This is a genomic window from Nonomuraea basaltis, from assembly GCF_005893125.1.
In the GTDB taxonomy this organism is placed as follows: domain Bacteria; phylum Actinomycetota; class Actinomycetes; order Streptosporangiales; family Streptosporangiaceae; genus Nonomuraea; species Nonomuraea basaltis.
On record NZ_VCJS01000161.1, the window covers coordinates 1 to 16700 of the forward strand.

Sequence of the window (16700 nt, forward strand, 5' to 3'; positions counted from 1 at the left end):
TGCGAAACACTGATTTCTATCGCTCATCAAGTTTTTTTTTTCAAGCAGAAGACGGCATACGAGCTGTCTTAGGGTCTCGTGGGCTCGGAGAGGTGTATAAGAGACAGCCTTCGCGCAGTGGTTCGACATTCGGCATGAGAGGAGTGACTCCTGGGACGGCCGCGATCAACCCAACGCACCTTAGCGGGATAAATCCCAATATGTGATGCATTTGTGGGCGCTCTGCGGACGCAGCCACGTGCCGGCGGACACCCTGGTGCCGGCACTCGTCTAGGGCATCGCGTAGGGGCTCGTGCTGCTCTGACCAGCGTCATTCGTGGCGGTGATCGACGTCCACGGCCCCGTCGGCACGTACGGCGCCCAGGCGGACTCGAGCCGGTCCCGCCCGTACCACTCCTGCTTGACCTCTACCCCCTGAGGGTCGAAGCGCAGCGTCCCGCCGCGCAGGTTGTAGCCCTCGACCAGGACCCCCGCCCGCCCGTTCATGTCCTTCCGCGTCGCGTTGACGATGATGGGTTGCTGCCACCCGTTCACGATGTCGTCGGCGAGCGAGGGCGTGTCGTACCGGGCCTGGCAGGTGAAGAAGGGATCCCACCCGTAAGAGATGATTTTCCGGGCATGGGTCCCCGCCGCCATCACCTGCCGATCCAGCCGGCTCTTCGTCGTCCGCCCGCGCAGCGGCATCGGATCGACCCGCCCGCACTCCCCGCCGGCCGGCGTCGGTTCGAACCCCTCCACGTTCACCCACAGCTCCACCCCGGACGGCACCTTCCGGGCCGCCGCCTCGATGTAGTCCCGCGTGGATCCGTAGTATCCCTGCCCGTAGCTCACCGCTCCCACGACGGGCACCAGCCGAGCCTCGACAGGGGAATCCCGCTCGTTGCCTCCATGCACCGGCACCTTCCCGGTCCCCCGCCCGTCCTGCACGGCGATGGCCATCGGCGCGCCCGCCCGCGTCGCGGCGATGTCGGCCATCCCCTCCTCCACCTGCTCAGGTGGGAACCCGCGCCCACGACGCGCGTCGATGTAGGGGCTGACCAGGATCTTCTTGCCGGGCAGCGCGGAGGCGGCCACCGCGTTCTGGGCGGCGTACAGCTCGATGATCGGATCCTTGTCCGCGCGAGCCCGCATGGCCAGCTCGAACGACTGGTAGACCCCCGCGAACGCCGCCGAACCCCCGAACCGCGCCCGATAGTCGGCCAGCACCCGCGCGGTGAAGGCGTTCAGCGCGGCGGTGTGCGCGTGGTCCGGCTCCCACGGCTTGCCGGCCGTCTGCGCCGCGGCGGGCAGCCCGGGGAACACCACCATCCCGTACGCCGCCGCCTCCGCCATCAGGTTGCCCAGCCCGTCACCGTCCGTGGAGACCAGCACGAGATCATGGACGCGATCGTCGCAGGACGCCGCCAGCGACACCCGGTAGAAGATCCGCCCCTCGCTCACGATCCGCCGGTCCACGCCCGGGCAGCGCAGCACCCCGGCCCCGAACTCTTCGCTGGTCGCGTACGTGTAGACCTGCCGGATCTTCTTCCCCGGCACCTCGGCGCACGGCCGCCCGTCCAGGAGGCACCCGTCGGCATCGCCGCCCACGCTGAACCGCGGCCCGAACGTGACGAGCGTGTCGCCGCCGATCGCGTGGATCGCCTCGACCATCCGCCGCGTCACGCACGCGTCGGCCCGCGGCATGACCCAGTAGCCGGTGACCGCGTACGGCGCCACCACCCGCGTGTCCCGGGGCTGGCACTCCCCCGGCTGCTCCCCTTCCGAAGAGCCGTCCGGCACGACGAGACCCGCCACGAAGGCGACCGCCACAACGACCCACAGGATCCGGTGCACCCACGCCCCTTCCACGCCGGGCCTCCAGCCTACGCACCTGATCCGCTCCGCGCCGCCCCGCTGAGCTGGTCATCGCCGGCCCAGTCCGGACAGCTGCCAGGCCAGGCGGCGCCGCACGACCGGGAGCCGCCCGGCCAGTGCCAGCACGAGGTTGCGCAGCGGGCGCCGGGCCGCGCTCATGGTGGCCAGGGCCGTGAGGCGGCTCGCCAGCCCGACGACTTTCTCGGCGACCGGGCGGCGGGCGGTGGCGTAGGCGTCAAGCAGGCCGGGCGAGCCGCCGTCGAGCACCTTCGCGAGCGTCTCGCCCGCCATGACGGCGTCCTCGATGCCGAGGTTCATGCCCTGCCCGCCGGCGGGTGAGTGCACGTGCGCCGCGTCGCCGGCGAGCAGGATCCGGCCGCTCCGGTAGGTGTCGGCGATCCGGTGGTGCACGCGGAAGCGCGACCCCCAGACCACCTCCTCCACCACTGCGGGAACGGCCTTCGGGCCGCGCGAGTCGAGCAGCCGCTGCACGAAGGCCACGTCGGGGTGCTGGGGCGCCTCGTCCACGGTCGCCACGATCCGGTACGTTCCGCCGGGCAGCGGCGCGACGACCACGAGCCCGTCGGGCGCGAAGTACAGGACGACCTCGTTCTCCGGGACCCCGCCGCTGAGGCGCACGTCGGCCAGGGAGAAGGACTCGGCGTACGTGCCGCCGCCGAAGCCGATCCCGGACTGCTCGCGTACGACGCTGTGCATGCCGTCGGCCCCGAGCAGGTAGGACGCCCGCACCGTGCGCCCGTCATCGAGGGTGGCGGTGACGCCGGAGGCGTCCTGCGCGATCACGGTCACCAGCGCGGGCCGCAGCACCTCGCCGCCCAGCTTCTCCAGCCGGGCCAGCAGGTACGCCTCGGTGTCGGCCTGCGAGATCATCAGCGTGTACGGGTACGGCGTCGGCAGCCCGTCGAAGGGCACCGGCACCAGCAGCCGGTCGCGATCCCGGATCGTGAAGCGCGGCGTGTGCACTCCGCGCTCGACCAGGGCCGGCGTGACGCCGTACGGCTCCAGCAGCTCCAGCGTGCGCGAGTGCACGACGGCGGCCCTGGAGGTGTTCGCGCCCTCGGCCTGCCCGTCCACGATGACGACATCGTGGCCGAGCTGGGTCAGGACGATGGCGGCCGTGAGCCCCACGGGGCCGGCGCCGACGACGAGCACATCGGTGGTGATCATGTCTCCTCCTTGAGGTCAACATTCGTTGGCCTACAACCGTTGACATTAGATCGACCGGCCTAGTGATGTCAACATCTGTTGGCCTACACTTGTTGGCATGAGAAGAACGTCCGCCGAGACGAAGGCGATCATCCTGGCCGCCGCCCGCGAGCGGTTCGCCGCCGACGGCTACGACCGGGCCACGATCAGGGCCATAGCCGCCGACGCGCACATCGACCCGGCCATGGTCATGCGATATTTCGGCAGCAAGGAGCGGCTGTTCGCGGCGGCCTGCGAGTTCGACCTGAAGCTGCCCGACACGCGGGGCATGCCCCGCGACGAGATCGCCGCCACGCTCGCCCGCCACTTCCTGGAGCGCTGGGAGTCCGGCGAGACCCTGCAGATCCTGCTCCGCACGGGCGTCACGAACCCGGCGGCGGCCGAGCGCCTGCGCGAGATCTTCGCGGCGCAACTCCTGCCCCTCGTGACCGAACTGTCCCAGGACGCGGCACAGGCCCCAGCCCGGGCGGGGCTGGTTTCCAGCCAAATGCTCGGAATGGCCCTATGCCGCTATGTCCTGACTTTCCCCCCGCTAGCCGCCATGACCAGGGAAGAAGTCGTCAGGGCGATAGGCCCAACCATTCACCGCTATCTCGTCAGCAAATTGTGAAAGCACAGCCGTCACACCGGTCACAGGCACAACACATTGCCTCTTTGCACACAGTTGCAGATCATGTTAGATGGAGGGGAACAGAAAGGACCGGGCACAGTGACGCTGATTCTCGATGGCGTCTTCGTACGGCAGCGCGGAGAGACGTGGCTCGACGACATTCGCCTGGAATTACCCAACGGAATGACCACCCTCGTCGGCCCCATGACCGCGGGAAAGACGACATTGATGCGCATCGCGGCCGGTCTGCTGCCCCCGGACTCCGGCCGGATCGTGGTGAACGGAAAAGACGTCACCAAAATTGCCGTGCGCAAAAGGTCGGTCGCCTTCGTCTATCAGCAATTCATTAATTACCCGTCACTCTCGGTCTACGAGAACATCGCCTCCCCGCTCCGCCTGGACCCGAGGTTCCGCCGGGAAACGATCGACCGGCGGGTGCGCGAGGTGGCCGAGCTTATGGGCATCGCGGACCTGCTCGGGCGCAGGCCCGCGGAGCTGTCGGGCGGCCAGCAGCAGCGCACCGCCATCGCCCGCGCCCTGGCCCGGCCCGTGGACGTGCTGCTCCTCGACGAGCCCCTCGCCAACCTGGATTTCAAGCTGCGCGAGCAACTACGCGCCGATCTGAAGAACATGTTCACGGACGCGCCGGGCGTGGTCCTCTACTCCACGGCCGATCCCAACGAGGCGCTGACGTTCGCCGCGCCGACCGTGGTCCTGGGCGAGGGCCGGGTGCAGCACGTCGGCGACGTCGCGGACATGTACGCCCATCCGCCGACGCTGGCCGTCGCCGCCACGCTCAGCGATCCCCCGCTCAACCTGCTGCCCGGCGTGGTCCGCGACGGCCGGATCGAGTGCCTCGGCACGTCGTTCCCCGCGCCCCGCGCGCAGGCCACCGGCCACGACGTCGTGCTCGGCATCCGCCCCCACCAGGTGACGATCGGCCGCAACGGGCCCGGCGCGCTGGAGCTGCCCGCCGAGATCAGGCTCGCCGAGGTGACCGGCAGCGCGACGTTCCTGCACCTGTTACTGGAGGGCAACCGGCATCTGGTCGCCCATCTGCCCGGCACCCAGCTCTTCACCCCCGGGGAGTCCACGGTCGCGTACGTGAACCCCGCGCACATCTTCGTCTTCGACGAGGCCGGCGGACGGCTGCTCGCCACCAGCGCCGCGGAGGTCGACCTGCATGGCTGACATTCGTCTTGAAGGTGTCGGGCACAGCTACGACGGCGGCGAGACATGGGCGCTCAAGCCGATGACGTGGACCTGGCAGAGCGCGCGGGCGTACGCGCTGCTCGGCCCGAGCGGCTGCGGCAAGACGACGCTGCTGAACATCATCTCCGGCCTGATCACGCCCACGGTGGGCAAGATCTATTTCGACGACCGCGAGGTGACCGGCGTGCCCACGGCGGGCCGCAACATCGCGCAGGTCTTCCAGTTCCCGGTCCTGTACGAGGAGATGTCGGTCTACGACAACCTCGCCTTCCCCCTTCGAAACCGGAAATATCCGAAGAAGGAGATCGACCAGCGCGTCCGCCAGGTCTCCCGGTTACTCGGCCTCGACCACCTCCTGCGCCGCAGGTCGCGCCGGCTGGACCCGGGCCGGCAGCAGATCGTCAGCCTGGGCCGCGGCCTGGTGCGCTCCCAGGTGGCGGCGGTGCTGCTGGACGAGCCGCTCACGGTGGTGGATCCGGCGCTGAAGTGGACGCTGCGCAGCAAGCTCAAGGAGATCCACCGCGACACGGGCCACACGCTGATCTACGTCACGCACGACCAGACCGAGGCGCTGACGTTCGCCGACGAGGTGGTGGTGCTCAACGGCGGGGCGATCGTGCAGGCAGGTGAGCCGGCAGAGCTGTTCTTGTCGCCCGCGCACGAGTTCGTCGGGCACTTCATCGGCTCGCCGGGCATGAACGTGCTGCCGGCCGAGATCGTCGGCGACGTCGTACGCGTCGGGCAGGCGGACGTGGGCTCGGTCCCGGACCGCCTGCCGCCAGGGCCGGTGCGGATCGGGGTGCGGCCCGAGTTCGTCCGGATCACCGGCGAACGGACCTCCCCCGGCGTGGCCGCCCGGGTGGTCGGGATCGACCGGATGGGCGCGTACGACCTGGTCCACACCATGGTCGGCGAGCACCCGATGATCGCCAGGACGGAGGCCGGCTCCGCCTACGAGCCGGACGCGGTCGAGTTCCTGCATTTCCCCGCGGACCGGACGTTCCTGTTCCGGGACGAGGTCAGGTGCGGCTCGCTCGCGCCGCTGAACGGAAGGGGCACGGGGTGACGACCGACCAGACCACCGTCGCGGGCAGCCAGGTGAGCGGCGAGGTCGTCACGGGCGCACCCGCCGAACCCCAGGAGACCCGCACGGACCTGCGGCGCCGGAACAACCGGGCCTGGTGGCTGGTCCTGCCGGTGGTCGTGTCGGTGGCGTTCACGGCGGTGATCCCGCTGATGACCGTGGTCAACTTCTCGGTGCAGGACGTCTTCAGCCCCAGCGACCGGGTGTTCGTCGGGCTGGACTGGTTCTACGAGGCGGTGCGGCGGCCGGAGAACCGGGAGGCGTTCGTCCGGACGCTGCTGTTCTCCGCGCAGGTGCTGCTGGTGGAGATCCCGCTCGGGGTCGCGATCGCGGTGGCGATGCCGCGCCGCGGGTTCTGGGTGTCGGTGGCGCTGGTGCTGGTCGCGCTGCCGCTGCTCATCCCGTGGAACGTGGTGGGCACGATCTGGCAGATCTTCGCCCGCGCCGACATCGGGCTCGGCGGCTGGACCATCAACAACATCCTCGGCATCGGCTTCAACTACACGCTCGACTCCACCGACGCCTGGATCACGATCCTGATCATGGACGTGTGGCACTGGACGCCGCTGGTGGCCCTGCTGGCGTACGCGGGGTTGCGATCGATTCCGGAGCCCTATTTCCAGGCCGCGCAGATCGACGGCGCCTCGGGGTGGGCCACGTTCCGGCACATCCAGCTGCCCAGGCTGCGCGGGGTGCTGACGATCGCGGTCCTGCTCAGGTTCATGGACAGCTTCATGATCTACACCGAGCCGTTCGTGGTGACGGGCGGCGGGCCGGGCAACGCGACGTCGTTCCTCAGCATCCTGCTGTCGAAGATCGCGGTCGGGCAGTTCGACGTGGGGCCGGCGGGCGCGTTCTCGCTGCTCTACTTCTTGATCGTGCAGATCCTCTGCTACGTCTTCTTCACCGTGCTGACCAGGTCGGGGAGGTGAACTGATGGCCAGGACCACCGGACGGCGGCTCCCCTGGGCGCGCACGGTCTTCTGGCTCTACGTGGCCACGCTCATGCTGCCGCTGCTGTGGATGTTCGGCATGTCGATCCGCCCGAACGAGGACATCCTGGGCAGCTTCTCGCTCATCCCGCAGCGCGTGACCTTCGACAACTACGCCACGTTCTTCACGGACGTGTCCTGGTATTCGAGCTATCTGAACTCCATCATCTACACGTCGATGAACGCCGTGATGTCGCTCATCGTGGCGCTGCCCGCGGCGTACGCGTTCTCGCGTTTCCGTTTCGCCGGCGACAAGCACCTGTTCTTCTGGCTGCTGACGAACCGCATGGCGCCGCCCGCCGTTTTCTTGCTGCCATTTTTCCAGATTTATCAGAGCGTGGGGCTCTTCGACACCCATCTTGGGGTGGCCATCGCGCACATGCTCTTCAACGTCCCGCTGGCGGTCTGGATTCTCGAGGGATTCATGTCGGGAATTCCCCGGGAAATAGACGAGACCGCGGCGATCGACGGCTATTCGCTGCCTCGCTTCTTCATCCGGATATTCCTGCCGATGATCCGCTCCGCGATCGGCGTGACGGCGTTCTTCTGCTTCATGTTCAGCTGGGTCGAGCTGCTGATCGCCAGGACGATCACCTCGGTCAACGCGAAACCGATAGCCGCGACCATGACCAGGACGGTGAGCGCGGCGGGCGTCGACTGGGCATTGCTGGCGACCGCCGGAGTTCTCACGATCGTCCCGGGCGCGATCGTCATCTGGTTCGTGCGCAACTACATAGCCAAGGGCTTCGCCCTGGGAAGGGTCTAGCGAATGCTCGAGTGGATGGTCTGGACGCTGCCCACGGCTCTGGTGTTCATCGGGCTGGCCCTGCTGCTCGTCGTCATGGCGGTCTGGGCACGGATCTCCCCTCCCGTGGCCAGGCGAGGTTTCCTGCGCATCGAGACCGATCGGGGCGACCGGCTGTACATCGGCCTGATCAGCGCCGCCACCGTGCTGGCCGCCTGGATGGCCGTCACCGACCTGTCCATGTGGCTCGCGCTGGGCTGCGCGGTGGTGGTGGTGATCGTGATCGGGATATGGGGCTAACAGAAGAGGAGCCAAGCGATGAGGCATCGGGCAGGCAGGTCCGCGGTCATTGGTCTGGCCGCGCTCGTCCTGATAGTGGCCGGCTGCGCGCAGGGCGCGGAGAAGCCCACGAGCGACTTCAAAGAGGCAGACGGCAAGGCGGCGGCACAACGGTGGGTGTCGGAGGAGTTCACACCCAGCACGCTGTCCAAGGACCAGCAGATCGCGGAGATGGACTGGTTCATGAAGGCCGCGGCGCCGTACCGGGGCATGCAGATCAACGTGGTGTCCGAGACGATCACCACGCACGAGTACGAGGCGCAGCAGCTCGCCAAGGCGTTCACCGAGATCACCGGGATCAAGATCAAGCACGATCTGATCCAGGAGGGTGACGTCATCGAGAAACTCCAGACCCAGATCCAGGGCAACCAGAACATCTACGACGCCTACGTCAACGACTCCGACCTCATCGGCACCCACTCGCGCGGCGACTACGTGTTCCCGCTGTCGGACTACATGGCCGGAGAGGGCAAGAGCGTCACCTCCCCCACGCTGGACCTGAACGACTTCATCGGCATCAGCTTCACCACCGGGCCCGACAAGAAGATCTACCAGCTGCCCGACCAGCAGTTCGCCAACCTCTACTGGTTCCGCTACGACTGGTTCACCGACCCGGACATCAAGAAGCAGTTCAGGGATGCCTACGGGTACGACCTCGGCGTCCCGGTCAACTGGGCGGCCTACGAGGACATCGCCGACTTCTTCACCAACAAGGTCAACGGCAACGGGACCATCGACGGCAAGAAGACCTACGGCCACATGGACTACGGCAGGAAGGACCCGTCACTGGGCTGGCGCTTCACCGACGCCTGGCTGTCCATGGCCGGCAACGGCGACCCCGGCATCCCCAACGGCCTGCCGGTGGACGAGTGGGGCATCAGGGTCGAGAACTGCCGCCCGGTCGGCTCGTCGGTCACCCGCGGCGGCGACGCCAACGGCCCCGCGTCGGTCTACGCGCTGACCAAGTACGTCGACTGGCTGAAGAAGTACGCCCCCAAGGAAGCGGCCGGGATGAACTTCAGCGAGGCCGGACCGGTGCCCGCGCAGGGCAACATCGCCCAGCAGATCTTCTGGTACACGTCGTTCACGGCCGACATGACCAAGGAAGGGCTGCCGGTCGTCAACAGCGACGGCACGCCCAAGTGGCGCATCGCGCCGAGCCCGCACGGCGCTTACTGGAAGGAGGGCAACAAGCTCGGCTACCAGGACGCGGGCTCGTGGACGCTGCTGAAGAACACGCCGAAGGACCGCAGGGCCGCCGCCTGGCTGTACGCGCAGTTCGTCACGTCGAAGACGGTGTCGCTGAAGAAGTCGATCGCCGGTCTGACCTTCATCCGCGACTCGGACATCAAGAGCGAGTACTTCTCCCAGAACTCCAAGAAGTACGGCGGCCTGATCGAGTTCTACGGCTCCCCGGCCCGCAAGCAGTGGACGCCGACCGGGACGAACGTGCCGGACTACCCGAAGCTGGCCCAGCTCTGGTGGCAGAACGTGGCCACCGCCGTGACCGGCGAGACGACGGCTCAGCAGTCCATGGACAATCTGGCCAAGCAGCAGGACGACATCCTGTCCCGGCTGGAGCGCCGCGGCTACGGCGGGAACTGCGCGCCGAAGCTGAACCCCGAGCGTCCCGCCCAGTACTGGTACGACCAGCCGGGCGCGCCCGCGCCGAAGCTGGCCGACGAGCGGGGCAAGCCGGAGACCCTGGACTACGACAAGCTCATCGCCCAGTGGAAGGCGGGCGACTGACTCGACAGGGAGGCCGCCGCCCGTGGCAGGCCGGGCGGCGGCTGGTCATCGGAGGTGGCCGGCGAGCCAGTCGAAGGCCCGCTCCTGCATCGGCACGTCGAAGCTGTGCGGCACGTCGGCGAACACCGCCTCGTACGCGCCGGGGGCGTCGCGGTAGCGCTCGCCGATCATGGCGTGGGCGCGGCGCATGCCCGGCGCGGGGAACAGCTCGTCGCGGGTGGCGTACTGGACCATGAGCGGCGCCGGGGCGCGGGCGGCCACCAGGTCGGGCCAGTCGCCGAGGCGCGGCAGGCCCGGCGGGTAGAGCATCCAGGTGTGCTTGGCGATGTGCGCGTCGAGCATGTCCCGGTAGGACGAGACCATCGCGGCCACCACGACGGCGCTCATGTGCGGGTCGAACGCGCCGAGCAGCGCGGCCCGCAGCCCGCCGCCCGACAGCCCGGCGCAGCCGACCGGCCCGACGTCGGGCCGCGAGCGCAGGTACGCCGCCGCGGCCAGGTCCTCGCCCGCGACCACCCCGGCGAACGAGGTGCCGAGCACGGCGCAGTGCTTGGCCACGACGTGCTCGTGCTGGGCCGCGGCGCGATCATAACGATCGGCCTCGCTCAGCTCCCCGGGTTCGAGATCGAGCGGGAAGCGGCGACTGCCCCAGACGAAGACGTCGTGCGCCAGCACGGCGAACCCGCGTCTGGCCAGCTCGTTCGCGAAGGCGCGACCGCCGTAGATGTCGTCCCGCAGCCGCCGTACCTCCGGGGAGGGGCCTTCGGGACCGTCAGCGATCTTCTCCTTGCCCACCCATTTCATCCCGGCGTGGCAGTGCAGCGCCACCACCCCGGGCAGCGGCCCGGAAACGTCCCGGGGCCGCAGCAGGAAGGCCCGGGTCCGGGGCCCGAACCCGACCGACCAGGACAGCTCCTCGCCCGCCAGATCCCCGTCGGTCCAGGTCCGCTCGACCCGCACGTCATCGGCGCGCAGGTCGAGCACCCCGAAAGCGTCCCGCGCCGCCGCCCGCAGCTCGGGCCCCACGACGGGGTAGATCCCGAACTGCGCCGCGGCGATCCCGGCCAGCTCGGCGAACACGGGTCCGGCCGGTGCAACGGACCCGGGCCCGGCCGTCTGAGCGGACACGGGTCCCGCCGCCTCAGCCGACACGGGTCCCGTCGTCCACCAGGTGTACGGGGACGCCGGTCGCGGCCGAGGTGTTGGCCGCGAAACCCGTCAGCACGCTGCGGATGCCGTCCCGGTAACCGGCCTGGCGCGCCAGCGGATCATCGCCGGGACCGCGGAAGATGTCGTTGAGCAGCAGCCGGTCGCCGCCGCCGTGCCCGCCGGCCCCTGTCTCGATGGGCACCTCCTCCGGCCTGCTCCAGTGGCGGTGCAGCGTGAGCCGCTCCCAGGACCCGGCCGCTTGCTCCTTGGCGGCCGCGCTCGGGTCGATGGCCGCGTGCGGCGGCGTCCACTCCCGCTCGACCACGTCCAGCTCCAGCCGGCCGGCCGTGCCGTTGAAGGCCACCCGGTAGCCCTCCCAGGGGGCGTGGGCGTGCAGGGAGTAGGTCAGGATCGCCCGGTTGGCGTAGCGCACCAGCACGGACATGTTGTCGTCGATGTTCACGCCGTCGCCGAAGACGTCCTGGTCCCGGATGTAGCCGTCCTGGTGCTCGGCGTCAATGTAGAGCCGCTTGAGCCGGGGGTCGGCGGAGATGTCCAGGATGAACGGGTCGGTGCCCAGCCCGGGAGCGCCCTGCCCTCGCTCAGGGCGCTCGTCCAGGCCGCGCTTCCTGGCGTTCTCGGAGCCGTAGAAGCGCAGGTCGGTCTGGGCGAAGACGAGCTCGGGGGCGGATCCCAGCCACCAGTTGACCAGGTCGAAGTGGTGGGTTGACTTGTGCACGAGCAGGCCGCCGGAGTTGGCCCGGTCGCGGTGCCAGCGGCGGAAGTAGTCGGCGCCGTGGATGGTGTCGAGCGTCCATTCGAAGTGCACGGAGGTCACCTCGCCGATGGCGCCCTCCATGAGCAGCCGGCGCACGGCCGAGTTACGCGGCGAGTACCGGTAGTTGAAGGTGACGATCAGCCTGCCGGTGCTGCGCTCGGCCGCCTCGGCGATGGCCGCGCAGCCCTCGGCGTCGACGGTGAGCGGTTTCTCCACGATGACGTCGCGACCGGCGTCGAGCGCCGCGCACACGTAGCGGGCGTGCGTGGCGTCGACGGTGGCGACGATGACCGCGTCGGCGAGCTCGAGAACCTTGTCGAACTCCGTGGGGGCGAAGCAGGGCACCTCATGGCCGATCCGCTCGACGTAGTAGTCCATGCGGGTCCGGTTGGTGTCGCACAGGGCGACAATGGTGCCGGCGTCGCGCCACTCCCCGAGCAGCGCATCGACGTACATCTGCGCGCGGTGCCCGAGCCCGACGAACGCGTACCTCATGACTCTCCTTTAGCCTGCGATGGAGGCGTTGGCCTCCGTGATGAACTTCTGTGCGGCGTCGTCAGGGGTCATCCTGCCGAACATGACCTCCTCGGAGTACCGCGTGAGGATGTCCTCCATGGCGCTGGCGCCCTTCGGCGGGGCGGGGGGCGGGTCGGCCAGCTCACTCCTGACCTCGTCGATGAATTCCAGCGTCTTGACATCCGCCTCCGGCAGCTTGTCCTTGACCGCTGCCAGCACCTTGGAGCTGGCCGGCAGGCCGCGGTCGCTGAGGATGATCTGCCCCGCCTCCGGGTCGTTGACCATGAAGTCGATGAACTTGGTGGCCTCGGCCGAGCGCTCCGACTTGCTGGAGGCGCTGTAGAACATCGCGGGCTGCAGGAACATGCCACCGGTGGTGGCGCCCTCCAGCTTCGGCATCCGCAGCAGGTCCAGTTGCTGTCCCGACGCCTTGGAGGCGGCGCCGAGCTGGTTGCTCCACCACATGCCCATCGCGCCGGTGTTGGTGCCGAGCAGCGACTGGTCGATGCTGGTCGCGCCGACCTCGGAGCTCTTGGCGGCGTCCGGGGAGCCCTTGGTCTTGATCATGTTCTGCATGATCGCCCACCAGTCCTTGATGGTCTGGGGCGACAGGCCGAGCTTGTTGCCCTCGTAGAAGGGCTCGCCCTTCTGCGCGGCGTAGATCTGGAGGTAGGCGGGGTTCCAGCTCAGCTGCGTTCCGGTGACCTTGCCATCGCTTCCTTCGGTGATCTTGGCGGCCAGGGCGGCGTACTCGTCCCAGGTCCACTTGGTGTCGTCGGGCAGCTTCGCCCCGCTGCTCTCCACCAGGGAGGGGTTGACCATCAGGGAGAAGGCGTTGACGCCGGTGGGAATGGCGAACTGCTTGCCGTCGATGGCGCCTGTGGACAGCACCTTGGCGTCGAAGTCGGCGGTGTTGACCTTGCTGGCCAGGTCGGCCAGCGTGCCGCGGTCGGCGTACTCGCGCAGGCCGCGGATCTCCAGGGTGATCACGTCGGGCGCGTCGTTGCCCGCGACCTTGGTGGACAGGGTCTCGTAGTAGCTGGCCCAGTCCGAGAACTCGCCCTCGACGTCGATGGTCGGGTTCTTGGCCTCGAACTTCTTGATCGCCTCTTCGGTGAGTTTCTGCCGAGCGTCGCTGCCCCAATAGGAGAAGCGCAGCTTGACCTTGCCGTCGGCGCTTTCGCCGCCGCCACCGCTGCCGCTGCCGCAGGCCGCGGTGACCGCCAGCACAGCGGTGGCGAGCAGCGCCGCCGACCACATCTTCTTGCCAGAGCTCACGGCTCTACCTCCTAGGGGTTTTCTTTTCTTGGGGGGTGGATGGAGCTACTTCAGTCCCGTGGTGGCCACACCACGGATCAGGTACTTCTGACCGGCCAGAAAGAAGCCGAAGATCGGCCCCAGCGCGATGATCGACATGGCGAACATGGGTCCCCATGACGAGTCGCTGCTGGCGTCGAGGAACGTGCGCAGCGCGACCGGGACGGTGAAGTTGTCCGGGTTGTTGAGGTAAAGAAGCTGGCTGAGGAAGTCGTTCCACGTCCAGATGAACGTGAAGATCGCGGTCGTGGCCAGCGCCGGCATGGAGAGCGGCATGACGACTCTGATGAAGATGCGCCAGTAGCCGGCTCCATCGATCTCCGCCGCCTCGTCCAGCTCCCTGGGGAGGGTACGGATGAACTGCACCATCAGGAAGATGAAGAACGCGTCCGTCGCCAGCACCTTCGGCATGACCAGCGGCCAGATCGTGTTGATCAGGTCGAGCTTGGAGAACATGATGTACTGCGGCACGATCACCACATGGTGCGGCAGCATGATCGTGCCCAGCATGATCGCGAACCAGAGCTTCTTCAGCGGGAAGTTCAGCCGCGCGAAGGCGTAGGCGGCCAGCGAGCAGGCCACCAGGTTCGCCACCACCGACAGGCCCGTGACGACCGCGGAGTTCCACAGGTAGTAGCCGAAGGGATGCTTCAGCGCGGTCCAGCCCTCGGTGTAGTTCTCCAGCGTGACCTCGCTCGGCCACAGTCCCGGCTGCCGGAAGATGAGCTCCTCCGGCTTGAGCGAGCTGGAGATCATCCAGAACAGCGGATAGAGCATGATCAGGCCGAAACCGATCAGCAGCACGTGCTTGGCCAGCTTTCCGCCCCTGAACGGGCGGAAGAGGGCCGGGACCGGCCTACTTGGTGTCGCCATAGAAGACCCAATACTTGGAAGCGAGGAAGTTCACCCCGGTCAGCCCGGCGATGATGAGCAGCAGGATCCAGGCCATCGCCGCGGCGTAGCCCATGTCGTAGCTCTTGAAACCCTGGAGGTAGAGGTAGAGCGTGTAGAAGAGCGTCGAGTCGGCCGGGCCGCCCTTGCCGTTGCTGACGATGAACGCCTGCGTGAACGACTGGAACGACTTGATGATCTCGAGAACCAGGTTGAAGAAGATGATCGGCGTCAGCAGCGGCAGCGTGATCGACTTGAACTGGCGCAGCACGCCCGCCCCGTCCACCGCGGCCGCCTCGTAGTAGCTGGCGGGGATCTGCCGGAGCCCGGCCAGGAAGATGATCATCGGGGCGCCGAAGGTCCACACGTGCAGAAGGATCAGGGTGCCCAGCGCGGTGTCCGGGTCGCCCACCCAGCCGGGCCCCTGGATACCGAAGACCGCGAGCACGGCGTTGACCAGGCCGTCGGAGCCGAAGACCTTGCGCCAGAGGATCGCGATCGCGACGCTGCCGCCGAGCAGCGAGGGCAGGTAGAAGATCGAGCGGTAGATGGACAGTCCGCGCAGCCCGCGGTCGAGGACCAGGGCCAGCACAAGTGCGAAGGCCAGTTGCAGCGGGACCGAGACGACGACGTAGATCGTGGTCACCTTGAGGGAGGAGATGAACCTCGGATCCTCGGTGAACATCTTCACGTAGTTGTCGAAGCCGACCCACTTGGCCTCCTCCAGGAGGCTGTAGTCGGTGAAGGAGAGATAGAGCGAGGCGAAGATCGGGCCGACCGTGATGACGAGCAGGCCCACGAACCAGGGCGCCAGAAAGAGGTAGGCGGCCCGCGCCTCGCGGCGGGAACGTTTCGTGGAGCGGTGACCGCCGCGTGCGGGTTGGGTCGCCGCGTGCTGGGGCTTCACCGCCACCGAGTCAGCCATGACGGAACTCATTCGTCATCACGGACCTTCCGGCGATATGTGAATGGATAGCGCTTTCCTATAGCCGCCGGGAAAGTTACGTCAACCCTTTGCAGACGTTACATAGCCGTTACCGATATATCGCCACAGCGTTTCCGCAGGTGAGAGACGCGACCGCCGGAGAAGTCAGACGAATTTGCTGCTCGATTAGTACAACCGGTTGCAGGAGCCGGGCTATCGTGGGGGTGCCGTGGAGTCCCTGATCACCAGGCGGGTCTCCAACGAGGTGGTGGCGGAGACTTCCTGGATGAGCAGGTCGACCGCCAGCCGCCCGGCGGCGGCCGTCGGCATGGCGACCGTGGTGAGCTTGGGGCGGTTGAGCCGTCCAGGAACGATATCGTCGATCCCCACGACGCTGAGGTCTCCCGGGACACTCAGCCCCAGATCGCCGAGCCCCTCGATGAGCCCGATCGCCACCAGATCGTTGTACGCCAGCACGCCGGTCGCCCCCGACTCCATCACCTGTTTCGCGGCGGCGAGCCCGCCCCGCTCGGTCGGCGCGTTGGGGCCGATGACGACCAGGTCGACGCCGGACACCTGCTCGGCGGCGACCCGGATCTCCGCGCTCGTCCAGGAGCCGGCCGGCCCCGCCAGCAGCGCCACACGCCGGTGCCCGAGCCCGGCCAGGTGCTCGACCGCCAGCGTGGCCCCGTGCCCGACGTCCATCAGCACCGTGGCGGCGCCGCGCAGCCTCCGGTTGATGACCACGAACGGCACCCGCTCGGCCAGCCGTTCGAGTGCCTTGTTGGAGGAGCGAGGGCTGCACAGCACGATGCCGTCCACCTGCTTGGAGAAGGCCTGCACCAGCTCCTCCTCGGCGGCCGGCTCCTCGTCGGTGTCGGCCACGAACAGGTGGTAGTCGCGCTGCCGCGCCGCGGCGTGGGCGGCCTTGATCAGCGGAGGGAAGAACGGGTTGGCGATGTCGGCCACGATCAGCCCGAGATTGTGGGTACGCCCGGTCGTGAGCGCCCGCGCCGCCCGGTTCGGGCGGTATCCCAGCTCTTCTGCCACCGACAGCACCCTGGTGCGGGTGGCCGCGTTCACCATGTGCGGCGCGGAGAACGTCCGCGACACGGTCGATACATGCACACCGGACGCCCGGGCGACGTCGCGAATCGTCACTGTCACAATCGCACACCCTAACGCAACCGCTTGCAGGACCCGTGAGTAGTCTGAAAGCGCTTGCTGGTCTACGCCATACCAAGACCGACCGGAAATGCCCAGGTGGCGCCGGGGGAACGAAATCGCCTCTTGACGCCTCGGCTCCGGTGAC

General features: G+C 68.0%; 15 protein-coding genes. 7 read left to right on the forward strand and 8 right to left on the reverse strand.

The window, feature by feature from the left end; genetic code table 11:
- Positions 1-270: 270 nt before the first annotated feature.
- Both EJK15_RS47905 and EJK15_RS47910 read right to left on the reverse strand, forming a co-directional pair.
- A complete protein-coding gene (locus tag EJK15_RS47905; RefSeq protein WP_138717129.1) occupies positions 271-1848 on the reverse strand; it encodes a DUF4434 domain-containing protein in 1578 nt (525 codons plus the stop codon).
- 54 nt (positions 1849-1902) lie between these two features.
- Positions 1903-3042, reverse strand: a complete 1140-nt coding sequence (locus EJK15_RS47910; RefSeq protein ID WP_138717130.1) for an FAD-dependent oxidoreductase — start codon at positions 3040-3042, stop codon at positions 1903-1905.
- Between the two features lie 97 nt (positions 3043-3139).
- Here EJK15_RS47910 and EJK15_RS47915 point away from each other — a divergent pair, with 97 nt between their 5' ends.
- From EJK15_RS47915 to EJK15_RS47945, 7 genes are all read left to right on the forward strand, one after another.
- Positions 3140-3691, forward strand: a complete 552-nt coding sequence (locus tag EJK15_RS47915) for a TetR/AcrR family transcriptional regulator (RefSeq protein WP_138717131.1) — start codon at positions 3140-3142, stop codon at positions 3689-3691.
- A 99-nt stretch (positions 3692-3790) separates the two neighbouring features.
- Positions 3791-4882, forward strand: coding sequence for an ABC transporter ATP-binding protein (locus EJK15_RS47920; protein ID WP_171074950.1), 1092 nt, complete (start codon positions 3791-3793; stop codon positions 4880-4882).
- Positions 4875-5969, forward strand: coding sequence for an ABC transporter ATP-binding protein (locus EJK15_RS47925; RefSeq protein ID WP_138717133.1), 1095 nt, complete (start codon positions 4875-4877; stop codon positions 5967-5969). The genes EJK15_RS47920 and EJK15_RS47925 overlap by 8 nt, the downstream gene beginning before the upstream one ends.
- On the forward strand, positions 5966-6919 hold the full coding sequence (locus EJK15_RS47930) for a carbohydrate ABC transporter permease (RefSeq protein WP_206061551.1): 954 nt from the start codon (positions 5966-5968) through the stop codon (positions 6917-6919). The genes EJK15_RS47925 and EJK15_RS47930 overlap by 4 nt, the downstream gene beginning before the upstream one ends.
- 4 nt (positions 6920-6923) lie before the next feature.
- Positions 6924-7745 (forward strand): carbohydrate ABC transporter permease, encoded by an 822-nt coding sequence (locus EJK15_RS47935; RefSeq protein ID WP_138717134.1) that lies wholly within the window; start codon positions 6924-6926, stop codon positions 7743-7745.
- Between the two features lie 3 nt (positions 7746-7748).
- Complete coding sequence (locus EJK15_RS47940) at positions 7749-8024, forward strand: DUF2160 domain-containing protein (RefSeq protein WP_138717135.1); 276 nt, start codon at positions 7749-7751, stop codon at positions 8022-8024.
- Between the two features lie 18 nt (positions 8025-8042).
- Complete coding sequence (locus EJK15_RS47945; RefSeq protein WP_138717136.1) at positions 8043-9812, forward strand: ABC transporter substrate-binding protein; 1770 nt, start codon at positions 8043-8045, stop codon at positions 9810-9812.
- Positions 9813-9857: 45 nt separating this feature from the next.
- On the opposite strand, the gene EJK15_RS47950 is transcribed toward EJK15_RS47945, so the two are convergent.
- The 6 genes from EJK15_RS47950 to EJK15_RS47975 all read right to left on the reverse strand — a co-directional run bounded on the left by EJK15_RS47950 (position 9858) and on the right by EJK15_RS47975 (position 16555).
- Positions 9858-10940, reverse strand: a complete 1083-nt coding sequence (locus tag EJK15_RS47950) for a dienelactone hydrolase family protein (protein WP_138717137.1) — start codon at positions 10938-10940, stop codon at positions 9858-9860.
- A 13-nt stretch (positions 10941-10953) separates the two neighbouring features.
- Positions 10954-12234, reverse strand: a complete 1281-nt coding sequence (locus tag EJK15_RS47955; protein WP_138717138.1) for a Gfo/Idh/MocA family protein — start codon at positions 12232-12234, stop codon at positions 10954-10956.
- 9 nt (positions 12235-12243) lie between these two features.
- Positions 12244-13533, reverse strand: a complete 1290-nt coding sequence (locus EJK15_RS47960; protein ID WP_138717139.1) for an ABC transporter substrate-binding protein — start codon at positions 13531-13533, stop codon at positions 12244-12246.
- A gap of 45 nt (positions 13534-13578) precedes the next feature.
- A complete protein-coding gene (locus EJK15_RS47965) occupies positions 13579-14445 on the reverse strand; it encodes a carbohydrate ABC transporter permease (protein ID WP_138717140.1) in 867 nt (288 codons plus the stop codon).
- Complete coding sequence (locus tag EJK15_RS47970; RefSeq protein ID WP_138717141.1) at positions 14429-15388, reverse strand: carbohydrate ABC transporter permease; 960 nt, start codon at positions 15386-15388, stop codon at positions 14429-14431. The genes EJK15_RS47965 and EJK15_RS47970 overlap by 17 nt, the downstream gene beginning before the upstream one ends.
- A 213-nt stretch (positions 15389-15601) precedes the next feature.
- The gene (locus tag EJK15_RS47975) at positions 15602-16555 is read right to left on the reverse strand and encodes a LacI family DNA-binding transcriptional regulator (RefSeq protein WP_138717142.1); all 954 of its coding nucleotides are present in this window, start codon (positions 16553-16555) and stop codon (positions 15602-15604) included.
- Between the last annotated feature and the right edge of the window lie 145 nt (positions 16556-16700).